The organism is Enterovirga sp. CN4-39 (genome assembly GCF_049446235.1).
Taxonomy (GTDB): domain Bacteria; phylum Pseudomonadota; class Alphaproteobacteria; order Rhizobiales; family Beijerinckiaceae; genus Enterovirga.
The window spans coordinates 1-14,522 of sequence record NZ_JBMSEF010000020.1; the positions used below are offsets into that span (position 1 = coordinate 1).

Genomic DNA, 14,522 nt, shown 5'->3' on the forward strand with positions numbered 1-14,522 from the left:
GGATGCGGGGCTGGTCGTGATGCTGGCGGCCGGCGGCATCCTGGCCGAGATCCACGAGGATCGCAGCCTCCGTCTTGCGCCGGTCGACCGGACCGAGGCCGAGGCCATGATCGGCGAGGTGAAGGCGCTGCAGGCGCTCGCCGGCTATCGCGGACGGCCTAGGGGAGATCTCGCGGCCCTGGCCGACGCCATCGTGGCGATCTCGCAGGCCGGCCCGGAGATCATCGAGGCGGAGATCAATCCGCTCATTGTCCTGGCCGAGGGCCAGGGCGTAGTCGCGGTGGATGCGGTGCTGCGCGTCGCGGAGGAGGAACGATGATCGAGACGCTCGCCGAGCGCGTGAACGGGAACGAGCACCTCGTCCATCGAGGGCGCTTCGTCGACACGACCTTCCTGCTCGGAATCGGGGACGAATCCTGGCTCGTCCGCATCGATTCGGGGCGTATCGCCGAGGTCAGGAAGGGTCCGTTCGTGATGCCGCGCTGGACCTTCGCACTCCGTGCCTCGGAAGAGGCCTGGCAGAGCTTCTGGTCCCCGACGCCGCCGCCCGGGTATCACGACCTGTTCGCGCTGATCCGGTTCAAGCGCCTCGCCGTGGAGGGAGACATGCACCCCTTCATGGCCAATCTCTTCTACTTCAAGGGCGTGCTCGGCGCGCTGAGGAGCGCCGCATGAGCGCCGTGTTCGAACCCGTCACCGGCCGCTACCTGCGCCTCGACCTGCTCGGCAAGCCCCACCGGCTCTATGTCGAGGAGGCCGGGGAGGGCGTGCCGCTGCTCTGCCTGCACACGGCCGGCAGCGACAGCCGGCAATACCGCGCGGTGCTCAACGATCCGGAGATCCTGCGCAACTTCCGCGTCATCGCCTTCGACCTGCCCTGGCACGGCAAGTCCTCGCCGCCCGCCGGCTGGCATGAGCAGCTCGAATACCGGCTCACCTCGAAGGATTATGCCGAGATCGTCATCGGAGTCGCGGATGCGCTCGGCCTCGACCAGCCGGTCGCGATGGGCTGCTCGATCGGCGGCCGCATCGTGCTCCAACTGGCGCTCGATCACCCGGACCGTTTCGGCGCTGTGATCGGCCTGCAATCGGGCGGCCATGTCGACCCGTATTACGACACGCAATGGCTCTACCGGCCGGACGTGCACGGGGAGGTCTCGGCGGCCGTCGTGTCGGGCCTCATCGGGCCGAACGCCACCGACGAGCATCGCTGGGAGACGCTCTGGCACTACATGCAGGGCGGCCCGGGCATCTTCAAAGGCGACCTCTATTTCTACAAGGTCGACGGCGACATCAGGGCTCGGCTGCCGCAGATCGACACCAGCCGCTGCCCCGTCCATCTCCTGACCGGCGAATACGATTACAGCTGCACGCCGGAGGACACGCTCGCCGCCGCAGCCAGCATCGAGGGCGCGAGTGCGGTTATCATGAAGGGGATCGGCCATTTCCCGATGAGCGAGGATCCGGAGGGCTTCCTCGGCCATCTGCGCCCCGTCCTCGCCCGCATCCTCCAGGATCGCCGCTCGTGAGCGACCGGAACGCCGCGCGGGCGGCCTATCCCACCCTGCAGCTCTTCATCGCGGGCCGCTGGGTCGGGGGGGAGGGGCGTCAGACGATCCCCGTCCTCGATCCGAGCACCGAGGCGGTGCTGGGCGCGCTGCCGCAGGCGAGCGAGGCCGACCTCGACGCCGTCATCCAGGCCGCCGCGGATGCCTTTCCCGGCTGGCGCGACATGTCTCCGCTCGCCCGCGGGCGGATCCTGCGCGATGCGGCCGCCCGGCTTCGGACTGCGAAGAGCGAGTGGGCGGCCCTGATCGCCCTGGAACTCGGCAAGCCTTTCGCCCAGGCTGAGGCGGAGGTCGAGACGGCCTGCGAGATGTTCGAGTGGGCGGCTGAAGAAGGCCGTCGCCTCTATGGCCGCGACATCCCGGCCCGCAGCGCCGGGATGCGCATGACGGCGATCTCCGACCCGGTCGGGCCCGTGGGTGCGATCGGCGGCTGGAACGCGCCCGCCATCACGCCCGCCCGCAAGATCTCCGGCGCGCTCGCGGCCGGCTGCACGATCGTGCTCAAGCCCTCGGAGGCGACGCCTGCCTCCGCTCTCATGATCGCACGCGCCTTCGAGGCGGCCGGGCTTCCGGCCGGCGTGCTGAACATCGTGTTCGGGGACCCGCCGTCCATCGGCCGTCGCTTCGCGACCGATCCGCGGCTTCGGCTCCTGACCTTCACGGGCGGCACGCAGGTCGGCAAGGAACTCTCGGCGCTCTGCGCCGGCACGATGAAGCGCATGGTGATGGAGCTCGGCGGCCACGCGCCCGTGCTAGTCTTCGCCGATGCCGACATCGAGGCGGTGGCGCGCTCCGGCGTGACGGCGAAGTACCGCAATGCCGGCCAGGTCTGCACCTCGCCGACGCGGTTCCTGATCGAGGCATCCGCATACGAGCGGTTCGTCGAGGCATTCAGGTCGGCCGCGCGGACCGTAAAGGTCGGCGATCCCTTCGCGCCGGACGCCCAGATGGGCCCGTTGCAGAACGCCCGTCGCGTCGCGGCGATCCGGGCCCTGGCGGATGACGCGCGCGCCCTCGCGACGGTCACCGAAGGCGACGCTCCGGCCGGCCCGGGCTTCTGGCAGGCACCGATCGTCCTGTCCGATCTGCCGCCGCAGGCGCGGGCCTGGCACGAAGAGCCGTTCGGGCCGCTCGCGATCCTGCAGCCTTTCGACAGCGCGGACGCGGCGATCGCCGAGGCGAACCGGCTGAGCGTCGGCCTCGCCGCCTATGCCTGGACGGGTTCGCTCAGGACGGCCGAGCGGCTGGCGCGCGAGATCCAGGCCGGCAGCCTGGCGGTCAACCACTGGGCCGCCTCGTTCCCCGAGACGCCCTTCGGCGGCATCAAGGAGAGCGGCTTCGGGCTGGAAGGCGGCCAGGAGGGGCTGCAGGCCTTCCGCCAGCAGCGCTTCGTCTCGGTCCAGTCCTGAGGGACGCCCGCATAGGCCAGGCCCGTCCCTGCCGGGATCGCGCTGGCGGCCGACACCCGCGGCCGCCTCAGTTCCCGAAGGGAGTCGTCAGCTCCGTCTCGCTGCTGTCCACCACGAACACGGCGAGGAGCTTTGCGGGCTGCGTCTCGCTTGCATTTGCGCTGACGCGGTGCCGGTCCCCGGGCAACTCGGAGAAGCTCTGTCCGGCCGTGTAGGTCGCGACTGGTCCGTCATTGACCTGGCTGCGGATCGCCCCCTCGAGCACGGTCGCGTAGATGAAGGCGGATTTCGCATGCGTATGGCCGGCGGAATGGCCGCCGGGACCATATTCGACGAGCACCCCCTTGATGCTCTTGCCGGGGACGTTGGGCAGTTCGTGCTGATAGACGAGAGTGACCTTGGCGTTCTTGTCCCCGGGCGCCTCCGCGCCAGCGCCGCCGACCGCGAGGATGACCGCAAAAAGGGAGCAAAGGCTGCGCTTCATGAAGCCCTCCTTTGATTGGGAGGCAGATGCGACCGAGGCGGGCTTCGCCAGCGGACGCTAAGCCGCGCAGGGGCGGGCGAGCGTGGGTCGAGGCCCGATCTAAGCATCTCGTCCCATGCTCATCAAGAGCCGGCCGGCTTCGCCCAGCAGCGCAGCGGACCTCGTCGGCCCGAGGGAAGCGTGCCTGCGTCGGAGCGGCTTTCGCCTCGGCGGCCGCCTGAGCAAGGAAGGTGCGGCAAAGCAAATCCGTAGGTAATTGCCTCTATGTCTGGGTCAGGATTCGCTGATCATGCGTAGTGCTTTCCCGCATTTTGTTTCTGGGCGCCGTATGTACAATGATTTTGCCACATTAAGTAAATGATTGGCAGGGCGTGAGCTTCGGCTTGCCACCTCAGGGAGGGTGTGATGCTCGGCAAATGTAGCAGTGCTTTGGCTGTGACGGGAATGCTTGCCTTCGGGTTGACGCTGTACAGCGAGGCAGCGTTTGCGGCCTCGAGGGCGGCTACGATGCAGAAGTGCAACAACCTGGCTCAGTCGAAGGTCCGCAGCAGCGAGAGGAACGCTGATCGCAATCGGACTGCCATCTACAAGTCATGCATGACCAGAGCGGGCCACCGACCCTGACATCATTCGAGTTCGGCGGCGCATCGAAGCCATTGCTTCGATGCGCCATGTCTGCGTGACTGCGCGGCACCGTCGTGTGATGGAGCCGGTCGCAGTTCCCGCCGCCCGATTGCGCTCACAGCGTCAGGGCGATCCACATCAGCGTAAGCGCCATCAGGCAGAGGCTCGCCACCGCCCAGAGCCGAAGCCTCTCGTCGGTAGCCTCCACGATTCTCGCCGGGACCGCAGCCGCCGATCGCAGCGGTTTGACGATCGGGAGGATCGGCTTCCAGTGAATCATGGTTGCGAGCGGGGGAGCCCAGCGTCCCATGAGCATCGCGACGAGGAGGCCGGCCGGGATCGGCCATAGAGCCTTGAGAAGCGCGCCAAGAACGTCCGAGCCGGTGGGCGTGCCGGCGGGAACGGCGAGGAGCGCCTGCCAGGGCAGAAGGCCGAGCAGGAGCGAGCATAGGGCGAGCGCGAGTGCTGCGCCTTCGGCGAGCTTTTGGGGTGGAGCCCGCAGGGCGATCGGCTCATCTGCCGGCATGAACCCGTGGAGGATGACCAGCACGACGTAGCTGCTGGTCAGGACGGCGCTCGCCTGGATCAAAGCGGCCCACCACCACTGCCCTTCGGAGGCCTCAAGCAGCAGGCCCTTGGCCAAGTATGCCCCGCTCGCCGGCATCCCGACCAGGGCGAGGCCTCCGAGCGCGAAGGCCGCGAGGCTGACGGGCGCGACGCCCGCCGCGCCGGCGAGCCCTGCCGTCCGATCATGGCCGAGAGCCGCATAGATGGAGCCGGCGGCGAGGAACATGGCGGCCTTCGCGGTGCCGTGGGAGATCACCTGGATCATGCCGCCCGCGAGGGCGACGTCGCTCGGCGGCTGCGCGCCGCTCGAGCCGAAAGCCACTGGATACATCAGGAACAGAAAACCGATCTGAGCGACCGTCGAATAGGCCACCATCAGCTTGAGCCTCTCCTGGCGCAGCGCGAGGACGTTGCCGAAGACAAGCGCTCCCGCACCCAGCACGCCGAGGAACTCGGCTCCTCCCCGAGCGGTCACCCCAGGCATCGCGTCGAACCAGAGCCGGACCGTGAGGAAGAACGACCCTTTGACGACGAGGGCCGAGAGCAGCGCACTTGCGGCAGCGGGCGCACCGGCATGGGCCGGCGGTAGCCAGAGATAGAAGGGAAACAGCGCCGTCTTCGCCAGGAGGCCGAAGGTCATCAAGGCCGCCGCGATCACCGCGATCGGCTCGCCGTCGACCCGGGCGGCGAGCTGTCCGATGTCGAGCGTGCCGTAGCCGCCATAGATGAGGACCGCGCCGAGCAGATAGAGCATCGAGCCGAGAAGGGCGAACAGGAGGTAGCGGAAGGCCGCCTCCAGCGTCTCTTTCCGGCCGTCCAGGCAGACCATCGGCACGGCCGCGAAGGTCAGGAGCTCCAGGGCGACATAGAGATTGAACAGATCGCGCCCAACGAAGATGGCGTTCAGCGCACCCCAGACGGCGAGGAAGAGCGTCCAGAACATGAGAGGCCGGCGCTCCTCGGGCCGGTCCGGCGGCTGGCGGAAATCCGTGATCGCGTAGAGCGCGATTCCGCCCATCACGACCGCCACGGTCGCCATCATGGCGGCCGAGAGCCCATCGGCACGCAGCGACAGCCCGAGCGGGGGCGACCAGCCCCCCACGTCATAGACGATGGCGCCGCCATTCCGGACCACGGCGACGACCACGGCCGCGGCGATGACACACGAGATCGCAATCGCGACCGACGCGACGCGCCCTACATACCGCCCCCCGAGAGCGAGCCCGAGCAGCGCACCGGCATACGGAACGATCAATCCCAGGACGAGGAGATAGCCGCCAGCACTTGTCCCGTGGGTGGCGGGCAACGCGGCCTCCCTACGGGGCCGCGTCGGAAGCGGCGGACGAACTGGCACCGTCCGCTGATCCGCTGCTGTCCGGGGCGAGCCGGAGCAGCAGCGCGACCGCCATGGCGCTAGCGGAAAAGCCGACGACGAGCCCCGTGATGATGAGCGCGTGCGGGACGGGATCTCCGCTGAATCCTGCCGCGGCGCCGCGTCGGGCGATGACGCCGAGCAGCAGAAAAACCCCGCTGCCGAACAGATTGAAGGCGAGGATCCTTCGAAGCGGATCGGCATGAGCGATGAGGCTGAAGAGGCCGATTCCGACAAGGGCTGCGGCCGCGACACCGTAGAGCGCGGCGCTCACGAGGGCATTCTCCGCGCTGGCGGGCCCACGACCAGCAGGGCGAGGGTTGCCGCAAGCGAGAGCATGAGAACCATCTCCAGGCCGACGATCAGCAGCTTCGCGTAGGGCTCAGGAAAGGCGAGGAAGCTTCCTGCGAGCGGGACGCCCGCAAGCCCCACGGCGATGAACAGGGCAGGGCCTGCCGCCAGGAGGATGCGCAGCCCCGGCCGGCCCACGGGAGGTGGCCGGGCGAGCCCCGCCGCCATCACCAGGATCCACATGGCGGCCAGGATCGTGGCTCCCTGGAACTTGCCCCCGGGCGCATCGGCGCCGGCCCAGACGATATGAACGCCGACCACGATCCCGAGCGGCGGCAACATGCGGCCAAGGAGAACTAGCGCCTCGTCCCGGGCGGAGCCGGATCCCCGCCCGGGGAGGCCGCCCCACCACGGGTCGGGGGTCAACGACCACACGCCGACAAGGGCGAGGAGCATCACGATCGTTTCGAGCAGGGTGTCTAGCGCTCGATAGCCGAGGAGGACGGCCGTGACGGGGTTGCCAAGGCCGAAGGCCGACAGGTTCTCGGCGGCGGCAGGCGCGAGGGTCGGGGGCGGATCGGGAAGGCTGAGCACGACGGCTCCGAGGATGATCGACACCGCCGCGCAGAGGGCAGCCGCAAGGGCACGCTCGATCTTGCCGGAGGCTTCCGCGAGCGTGCTTCCGAGCCCCCGCATGCGCTTGGCTGCGACCAGCATCATCACGCCCATCATGCCTCCGCCGATGGCCGCTTCCGTGAGTGCGACGTCGACGGCGCCGAGGCGGACCCAGACGAGCGCCACCAGCATGCCGTAGGCGACGAACCCGACCGTCGCCGAGAACGTCGCGCGAACGAGGATCATCCAGAGCGCGATCGCCACGACCGTCAGGGCGAGTGCGGCGTCGAAGACGAGCCCGAGCGTCATGGTGGGATCCTCGCCCGCATGACCTGGGCGGCGATGAGCTGCGTCACGGCAGCGCTGGAGAGCAGGACGAGCAGCCAGATCGCGATCAGCTTCAGTCCGCCGAGCACGCCGGCCGCCTGCGGCAGAAGCCCGATCACGACAAGGCCGACGCCCATGTTGTCGGCCTTCGTGAGGGCATGCAGCCGCGTAAGCGCGTCGGGGAAACGCAGCAGGCCGACCGTTCCGGCCAGAAGGAAGAACAGGCCGGCCGAAATTGCGACGACGCTGAAGCCTTGGGTCAGGAGTGTCACCGGTCGTCCCTCCTCGAAGCATCGGCCTCCCTGGCGAATGCGGCCGCGGCGAACGGGGCGAGCAGCGCGATCAACAAGGCGAGGTCGTCCGCGCCGGCCTCCCCGGTCGCCGCTCCGGCCAGCAGCACGGCGGCGATGCCGCCGGTGCCGAGGAGCTGCGCCGACATGATGCGATCGACATCGCTCGGTCCTCTCAGGATCCGGAGGAGACCGATCCCGACCGCCAGAAGGGCGACAACCGCAGCCGCGTTCAGGAACTCGGCCATGGATGACGATCCTGCCGGATCGCGCCCGCAAACAGCGCCTCGTCTGCCGCCAACTGAGCCTGGATCGGCTGCCCGACATCGAGGCAGTGAACCAGGATCGCACCGGACGCATCCGTGCCGGCCGGCAATGTGCCGGGCAGAAGACTTTCGAACGCGCAGAAGGCGGTTCGCGAGGACGCCGTGGTGAGGGAAGTGGGGTATTGCACGAAGCCTGGCCGGAGCGGCAGGCTCGGAGCGAAGGCCCGTCGCGCGACATCGATCCCCGCCCGGAGGGATTGCGGCAGGAAGCGGAGGGCGAGCCGCAGCAGTGGGCGGAGCCGCAATCGTCCCGCGGCCGGGGGCGCGAGATGCAGGCTCGCCCAGGTGGCGGCGGCTGCCGTGCAGAAGCCGATGACCGTATCGGCAAGCCCGACGCCCGCTACGGAAAGCCAGAGACACATGAACGCGAACAGCCTCGCCGCGATCTGTGATGTGCCGGCGCCCTGCCATAAGTGCGGGGTGAACGCCATTATCGTCCCTACCTCGCCCGCCTCACCCCGCCGCCTTCGCCATGACGCGTCCATCCGCCCGTTCGAGCGCCGGTGAAGCGGCGGCTTCTTCGCCGCGGAACCAGGTGACGTAGAGCGTCGGCAGGAAGACGAGCGTCAGAAGGGACGCCACGAGCAGCCCCCCCATGATCGCGAAGGCCATGGGGCCCCAGAAAACGGTCGGCGCGATCGGCATCATGCCGAGCACGGTGGAGCCCGCCGTCAGCAGGATGGGGCGCACGCGCGAGTTGCTCGCGCTGACCACGGCGTCCCAGACGGAGCGTCCCTCGTCGCGATCCGCCTCGATCTGCGTGAGCAGGATCACGGCGTTTTTCGCCACCATGCCGAGCAGCGACAGGATCCCGAGGATGGCGACGAAGCCGAGGGGCCGATTGAACAGCAGCAGAGCTAGGACGACCCCGATGATGCTGAGCGGCACGACGGCGAGGACGAGCGCCACGCGCTGGAAGCTCTGCAGATGGAACATCAGGACAGTCAGCGTGATCAGGAGCATGACGGGAACGACCGCCAACACGGAAGCGCGGGATTGCGCGCTCTCCTCGGCGATCCCGCCGGTGGCGATGCGGTAGGGCCGGCGGAGCCCGCCGTTCAGCTCGGCGATTGCAGGCGCAAGCTCGGACACCACGGCCTCCGGCAGCACGCCATCGCTCACATCAGCCCGCACGGTAAGGGTCGGCATGCGGTCGCGCCGCCAGACGAGCGGCAATTCCTGCTCGTAGCTGAAAGTGGCGAACTGGCTGAGCGCCACCGTGCGGCCGCTGGGCAGCGGGACCTGCAGGTTCCGCAGGGTCTCGACCGAGACCCGCTGATCGGCGGTTGCCCGCGCGATGACGTCGACGAGATAGATGTCGTCCCGCACCTGCGTGACCGGCGCCCCGGCGACGGTGGCGTTCAGGGTGGCCGCGAGGCTCTGGGAGCTGAGCCCGAGCATCCGCGCCTGGTCCTGATCGATCCGGACGCGAAGCTGCCGCGTCGGCTCCATCCAGTCGTAGTTGATGTTCCTCGGCCGGCCGTCCGCAGCGACCGCCTGCGCCACCCGGAGCGCTAACGCTCGCACCTGTTCCGGGTCAGGCCCGCTCACCCGGTACTGGATCGGCCAGCCGACAGGTGGGCCGAGTTCGAGCGGGTAGACCCTGCTCACGGCATCCGGGAAGTTCTCGGCAAGGACCTTGGCCAGCTTGGCCTGCAAGCGATCCCGTCCCGCGACGTCCTTGGCGACGATCACGGTCTGCGAGAAGAAGTCGTTGGGAAGCTGGACGTTGAGCGGCAGGTAGAAGCGGATCGCCCCGCGGCCGACATAGGTGCTCCAACGATCCACATCGGTGTCGCCCTTGAGCACCTCATCGAGGCGCTTCGCCGTGTCGTCGCTCGCATAGATCGATGCGTTCTGGGGAAGCGTGAGATCGACGATCAGCTCCGGCCTGTCGGAGGCCGGGAAGAATTGCTGCGGGACGAACCGGATCGCGAAGAGAGCGAGGCCGAACGCCCCGACCGTCAGCCCGATGGTCAGCCAGCGCCTCCGCATGGCGGCCTGCAGGAACGGCACGTAGAGCCGCTCGAGAAGCCCGGGCTTGCCCGCTGATCCTTCTTTCGGCGCGCGCACGATCGCCTTTCCGATCAGGGGCGCGAAGATCACGGCAACGAACCAGGAGACGACAAGCGCGATCGCGACGACGGCGAAGATGGAGAAGGTGTATTCACCCGCGGTGCTCTTCGCGAAGCCGATCGGCACGAATCCCGCGATGGTGATGAGCGTGCCGGCCAGCATGGGCGTGGCGAGTGTCCGATAGGCGTAGGTCGCGGCCTCGTCCTTGGTGTCTCCCGCCGCGAGCCGGCGGATCATCGCGTCGACCGTCGTCATCGCGTCGTCGACGAGGAGCGTGAGGGCTATGATGAGGGCCCCGAGCGACACGCGATGGAGGTCGATGCCGAACAGCGACATCACCAGGAAGACCACCGCGAGCGTCAGGGGGATCGCGAGCGCCACGACGGCGCCCGGCCGGACCCCAAGGCTCACGAAACTCACGACGATGATGATGGCGATTGCCTGCCACAGAGAGGTCGTGAATTCGTTGATGGCGGTGTCCACGGTGACGGCCTGGTCTGCCACCAGGGTCGGCTCGATACCGACCGGAAGTTCCGCGACGATCTCGGCCATGGTCGTCTTGATGTTGCGACCCAGCGCCAGGATATCGCCGGCCTCGCGCATGGCGATTGCGATGCCGATCGCGGGCTGGCCATCGACGCGGAACAGTGGCTGCGGCGGATCCGCGTAGCCGCGCCGCACTTCGGCGATGTCGCTCAGCCGGACCATCCGCCCGCCGACAGCGAAGTTTACGGCAGCGACGTCCTGCACGGTCTCGAAGGCACCGGAGACCCGTAGCAGCAGCCGCTCCCGCCCGGTCTCGATGACGCCGGCGGGACGGACCACGTTCTGCGCCCTGAGCGTCGCGATCAGCGACGAGTAGTCCAGCCCCAGCCCTGCGAGGCGCTGCGTCGAGAACTCAAGGAAAATCTGCTCGTCCTGCGCGCCCAGGATCTCGATCTTCGAGACGTCGGGCACGTCCAGCAGGCGCGAGCGGATGTCCTCGGCGTGGTCCCGCAACTCGCGATGCGTGAAGCCGTCCGCCCTGAGGCCGTAGATGATGCCGTAGGTATCCCCGAAATCGTCGTTGAAGCCGGGCCCCACGACTCCCGCCGGGAGCGTATGGCGGATATCGCCGACCCGCTTGCGAACCTGGTACCAGAGGTCGGGCACCTCCCGTGGGGGAGTGGAGCCCTTGAGGTCGACGGAGATGGTCGTGACGCCGGGACGCGTGAAGCTGCGGACCGTGTCGAGATGGGGTGTCTCCTGGACGGCGCGTTCGATCCTCTCCGTCACCTGCTGCAGCGTGTCGTCCATCGTGGCGCCTGGCCAGGCCGCCTGTACGATCATGGTGCGGAACGTGAAGGCGGGATCCTCGGCTCGCCCGAGGCGCAGGAATGCCAGCACTCCCGCCAGAATGGCGGCAGCCATCAGAAAGATCACGAGCGAGGGGCGCCGGATCGACCATTCGGACAGGTTGGGGCCGATCACGACGGGGCCCCGAGCAGGCGCACCTTCTGGCCTGGCCGCAGCGCCTGCACGCCGGCCGTGATCACGACATCGCCGGGCTCGATACCGCGAGAGACGAGAACGCGGGCCTGGTCGAAGCGCGCGATCTCGATGGGCCGGAGCGCGACCGTCATGTTCGACGCGTCCACAACCCAGACCGCCGGCTGCCCCTCGCTGCCCGTCAGCGCGCTTGCCGGAACCGCAACCTCGCTGCCGCGGTCGAGCCGCATGCGGCCCGTGACCGTGGCTCCGAGCCGCATCTGCGGTGGCGGGTCGGTAAGGCCAACTCGGACCTGGAACGTCCCGGTGGCCGGGTCGGCGCGTGGAGACAGCTCGCGGACTCGCCCCGTCGCAGTCGCCTCGGGATCCATCGTCAGGGCAACCTCGACGACCGGGTCGGCAGGCGCCTGATCCTTCACCTGCGGCGGAACGTCGAACACCGCGTCACGCCCTTCCTTCCGGGCGATCTGGACGATCATCTGACCGGCCCGCACGACTTCGCCGGGCTCCGCGCCGCGGGCCGTGACCGTGCCGGGAGCATCGGCCGCGAGATCCGTGTAGCTCAGCCGGTCTTGCGCGATGCTGAGCTGCGCCTGAGCGCTGTCGAGCTGTGCCTGGGTGGTGTTGCGTGCCTGGAGGGCCTGATCGTAGCGCACTCGGGTCGTCCACCCCCCTGCGAGCAGCTGGCGCTGGCGATCGTAGTTGTTGCTCGCCTCGTCGAACTGACCGCTCGCGGCCAGGACCGCAGCCTGGGCGGCCCTCAGGGCATTCCTTTCGTTCTCCGGATCGAGGCGGGCAAGGACCTGGCCCGGCTTGACCGTATCCCCGACATTGACCGGCCGCTCGATCATGCGGCCGTCGATCCGGAACCCGAGATTGACCTCGGTTTGCGCCTGGACCGTCCCGGTCAACGTGACGGTCTCGCCGCCTTGTTCCTTGGCGATCGTGATCACCCTGACCGGCCGAGGCTCCGGCGCCGGAGGGGCCTCGGCGCGGTTGCAGCCGCTGAGCAGCGCGAGCGCGATGCTAGCGACCAAGGTCGTCGCCCCCGGGGCGGCTATTCCCTCCCCGGGGAGCTTCGACCTTGCCGAGCCGGCTCGGCGCCTCCCTGAGTCCAAACGCATCGATTACTCCAGTCGTCTGCGCTGGATCGCAATGCTGCGGAGACTGCGCGCCCAATCCTCTCTTCCGGCCCGGGCTCGGAACGGGGAGACGATCCTCCCCGCCGCCATTTAGTTTTCTGATCGATCCAAGAAGATCGATCGAAAATTCAAGGCAGCCTCCGGCTGTCCGGAGCAGTAGTCAATCGGGGTTTTCACTGGGGGTACTTAGAGCATTTCCCCAAGGTGGCCTCTGGCCTGGAGATGTGCACATTCGGGCACGGGCTAGGATTGCTGGCCGATCTTCGCATCGTCGCACGACGACACACGTCGATCTGCTCGGACGCAGTCTGGTCTCAGCGCTGAAAGTGCCTGTTCGGGGAGGCTCGTGAGACATCGGCGACGCGCCAACTAGTTGCCGACGCCAAGCACAATTCAGGAGAGAGAGATGTCCTCACTCGCATCCGCTCCAGCCCAAGAGAGCGCCCGAGCCGCGTCAACCACGCAGAAGCTCCCGCTCTTCGCGCTGACCGGCATGGTCGTGGGCTCGATGGTCGGGTCCGGCATATTCTCGCTGCCCCGCACCTTCGCAATCGCCACGGGCCCGTTTGGTGCCATCATCGCGTGGACCATCGCGGCGGGAGGGATGTACACGCTCGCGCGCGTCTTCCAGCTTCTTGCGGAACGCAAGCCCGAGATAGATGCGGGCGTCTACGCGTATGCCCAGGCGGGCTTCGGCAATTACCCTGGCTTCCTGGCAGCTCTCGGCTACTGGATCGGCAGTTGCATCGGCAACGTTTCGTACTGGGTGCTGATCAAGTCCACGCTCGGGGCGTTCTTTCCGGTTTTCGGCGATGGCAACACGATCGTGGCCATCCTCGTCGCCTCGGTCGGGATCTGGCTCTTTCACTTCATGATCTTGAGGGGTGTGCAGCAGGCCGCGTTCATCAACACCGTCGTGACGATCGCCAAGATCGTTCCGATCCTGGTGTTCATCGTGATCCTGTTTTTCTCCTTCAAAGCAGGCCTGTTCCAGGAGAATTTCTGGGGTGGGCAAGGCATGCCGGAGACGACGCTTTTCGATCAGGTTCGGGCAACCATGCTCGTCACCGTCTTCGTGTTCCTCGGCATCGAGGGGGCGAGCGTCTATTCCCGCTATGCCAAGGAACGCTCGCATGTGGGCCTCGCCACGATCATTGGCTTTCTGGGCGTCACGTGCCTCATGGTCCTCGTCACGCTCCTGCCCTATGCCGTGCTCCAACGCGCCGATATCGCCGGGATGCGGCAGCCATCGATGGCGACGGTTCTCGAGGCCGTGGTGGGGCACTGGGGCGCCGTGTTCGTCAGTGTCGGCCTGCTCGTCTCGGTCCTGGGCGCCTATCTCGCCTGGTCGCTGATCTGCGCCGAGGTGCTGTCCGCGGCAGGTCGGACGAAGGACATGCCAAGCATCTTCGCCACGGAGAACGAGAACCGAGTGCCCGCGGCCGCGCTGTGGCTGACGAACATCGTCGTCCAGCTCTTCGTCATCAGCACCTACTGGTCCACCGATGCCTTCACGCTCATGCTGAACCTGACGAGCGTGATGTCCCTCATCCCGTTCTTCCTCGTGGCAGCCTACGCGTTTCTCCTGGTTCGACGCGGCGAAACCTACGAGACCAGGGGCGAGGAGCGCCGACGCGACCTGATATTCGCCGGCATCGCGGTGGCCTATACGTTGTTCCTGATCTTTGCCGCCGGAACCAAGTTCCTGGTATTGTCGGCCATTCTCTACGGCCCCGGAACGGTCCTGTACTTCTGGGCGCGGCGCGAGCAGGGAGCGCGGGTGTTCACGCCGATCGAGTGGGGGATCTTCGCGGTCGCAATGGTGCTGTGCGCGATCGGCATCCACGGGCTCGCGACGGGGTACATCACGATCTGAGATCCTGCCTTGCACAGGCCGCAGCGTGCGGAGGTGCGGCTTCTTCAGGTGATTGGCGTGACCGGCC

The 14,522-nt window shown here is 67.8% G+C and carries 14 protein-coding genes; 5 read left to right on the top strand and 9 right to left on the bottom strand.

The features are described 5' to 3' along the window. The 4 genes from ACO2SS_RS23820 to ACO2SS_RS23835 form a co-directional block, all read left to right on the top strand. Positions 1-319 (top strand): acetate--CoA ligase family protein (locus ACO2SS_RS23820; protein ID WP_423280341.1); only part of this gene is annotated, 319 nt, incomplete at its 5' end. Then, positions 316-675 (top strand): hypothetical protein, encoded by a 360-nt coding sequence (locus ACO2SS_RS23825; RefSeq protein WP_423280342.1) that lies wholly within the window; start codon positions 316-318, stop codon positions 673-675. The genes ACO2SS_RS23820 and ACO2SS_RS23825, both read left to right, overlap by 4 nt. Continuing rightward, the gene (locus ACO2SS_RS23830) at positions 672-1,529 is read left to right on the top strand and encodes an alpha/beta fold hydrolase (RefSeq protein WP_423280343.1); all 858 of its coding nucleotides are present in this window, start codon (positions 672-674) and stop codon (positions 1,527-1,529) included. Before ACO2SS_RS23825 ends, ACO2SS_RS23830 begins: the two co-directional genes overlap by 4 nt. After that, entirely contained in the window at positions 1,526-2,977 is a 1,452-nt protein-coding gene (locus tag ACO2SS_RS23835) for an NAD-dependent succinate-semialdehyde dehydrogenase (RefSeq protein ID WP_423280344.1), read from the top strand. Before ACO2SS_RS23830 ends, ACO2SS_RS23835 begins: the two co-directional genes overlap by 4 nt. 67 nt (positions 2,978-3,044) lie before the next feature. Here the strand turns inward: ACO2SS_RS23835 and ACO2SS_RS23840 are convergent, their stop codons facing one another. The 9 genes from ACO2SS_RS23840 to ACO2SS_RS23880 form a co-directional block, all read right to left on the bottom strand. Further along, positions 3,045-3,461 (bottom strand): cupin domain-containing protein, encoded by a 417-nt coding sequence (locus tag ACO2SS_RS23840; RefSeq protein WP_423280345.1) that lies wholly within the window; start codon positions 3,459-3,461, stop codon positions 3,045-3,047. 739 nt (positions 3,462-4,200) lie between these two features. Further along, positions 4,201-5,958, bottom strand: coding sequence for a complex I subunit 5 family protein (locus ACO2SS_RS23845; protein WP_423280346.1), 1,758 nt, complete (start codon positions 5,956-5,958; stop codon positions 4,201-4,203). A gap of 10 nt (positions 5,959-5,968) precedes the next feature. Further along, the gene (locus tag ACO2SS_RS23850) at positions 5,969-6,298 is read right to left on the bottom strand and encodes an NADH-quinone oxidoreductase subunit K (protein ID WP_423280347.1); all 330 of its coding nucleotides are present in this window, start codon (positions 6,296-6,298) and stop codon (positions 5,969-5,971) included. Continuing rightward, entirely contained in the window at positions 6,295-7,239 is a 945-nt protein-coding gene (locus tag ACO2SS_RS23855; RefSeq protein ID WP_423280348.1) for a hydrogenase subunit MbhD domain-containing protein, read from the bottom strand. The genes ACO2SS_RS23850 and ACO2SS_RS23855 overlap by 4 nt, the downstream gene beginning before the upstream one ends. Beyond that, a complete protein-coding gene (locus tag ACO2SS_RS23860) occupies positions 7,236-7,529 on the bottom strand; it encodes a cation:proton antiporter (protein WP_423280349.1) in 294 nt (97 codons plus the stop codon). The genes ACO2SS_RS23855 and ACO2SS_RS23860 overlap by 4 nt, the downstream gene beginning before the upstream one ends. Next, positions 7,526-7,795 carry a monovalent cation/H+ antiporter complex subunit F gene (locus ACO2SS_RS23865; protein ID WP_423280350.1) on the bottom strand — a complete coding sequence of 90 codons (270 nt, stop codon included), beginning with the start codon at positions 7,793-7,795 and terminating at the stop codon, positions 7,526-7,528. Before ACO2SS_RS23865 ends, ACO2SS_RS23860 begins: the two co-directional genes overlap by 4 nt. After that, positions 7,780-8,304, bottom strand: a complete 525-nt coding sequence (locus tag ACO2SS_RS23870; RefSeq protein ID WP_423280351.1) for a Na+/H+ antiporter subunit E — start codon at positions 8,302-8,304, stop codon at positions 7,780-7,782. The genes ACO2SS_RS23865 and ACO2SS_RS23870 overlap by 16 nt, the downstream gene beginning before the upstream one ends. A 22-nt stretch (positions 8,305-8,326) precedes the next feature. Then, positions 8,327-11,419, bottom strand: coding sequence for an efflux RND transporter permease subunit (locus tag ACO2SS_RS23875; RefSeq protein WP_423280352.1), 3,093 nt, complete (start codon positions 11,417-11,419; stop codon positions 8,327-8,329). Continuing rightward, on the bottom strand, positions 11,416-12,474 hold the full coding sequence (locus ACO2SS_RS23880; protein WP_423280353.1) for an efflux RND transporter periplasmic adaptor subunit: 1,059 nt from the start codon (positions 12,472-12,474) through the stop codon (positions 11,416-11,418). The genes ACO2SS_RS23875 and ACO2SS_RS23880 overlap by 4 nt, the downstream gene beginning before the upstream one ends. A 511-nt stretch (positions 12,475-12,985) precedes the next feature. Here ACO2SS_RS23880 and ACO2SS_RS23885 point away from each other — a divergent pair. Continuing rightward, on the top strand, positions 12,986-14,455 hold the full coding sequence (locus tag ACO2SS_RS23885) for a basic amino acid/polyamine antiporter (protein ID WP_423280354.1): 1,470 nt from the start codon (positions 12,986-12,988) through the stop codon (positions 14,453-14,455). Positions 14,456-14,522 lie beyond the last annotated feature (67 nt).

Bases quoted from the DNA above. Each gene is read 5' to 3' on its own strand.
- ACO2SS_RS23840 (WP_423280345.1), bottom strand. From the start codon at position 3,461: ATGAAGCGCAGCCTTTGCTCCCTTTTTGCGGTCATCCTCGCGGTCGGC.
- ACO2SS_RS23830 (WP_423280343.1), top strand. From the start codon at position 672: ATGAGCGCCGTGTTCGAACCCGTCACCGGCCGCTACCTGCGCCTCGAC.
- ACO2SS_RS23870 (WP_423280351.1), bottom strand. From the start codon at position 8,304: ATGGCGTTCACCCCGCACTTATGGCAGGGCGCCGGCACATCACAGATC.
- ACO2SS_RS23865 (WP_423280350.1), bottom strand. From the start codon at position 7,795: ATGGCCGAGTTCCTGAACGCGGCTGCGGTTGTCGCCCTTCTGGCGGTC.
- ACO2SS_RS23885 (WP_423280354.1), top strand. From the start codon at position 12,986: ATGTCCTCACTCGCATCCGCTCCAGCCCAAGAGAGCGCCCGAGCCGCG.
- ACO2SS_RS23825 (WP_423280342.1), top strand. From the start codon at position 316: ATGATCGAGACGCTCGCCGAGCGCGTGAACGGGAACGAGCACCTCGTC.
- ACO2SS_RS23855 (WP_423280348.1), bottom strand. From the start codon at position 7,239: ATGACGCTCGGGCTCGTCTTCGACGCCGCACTCGCCCTGACGGTCGTG.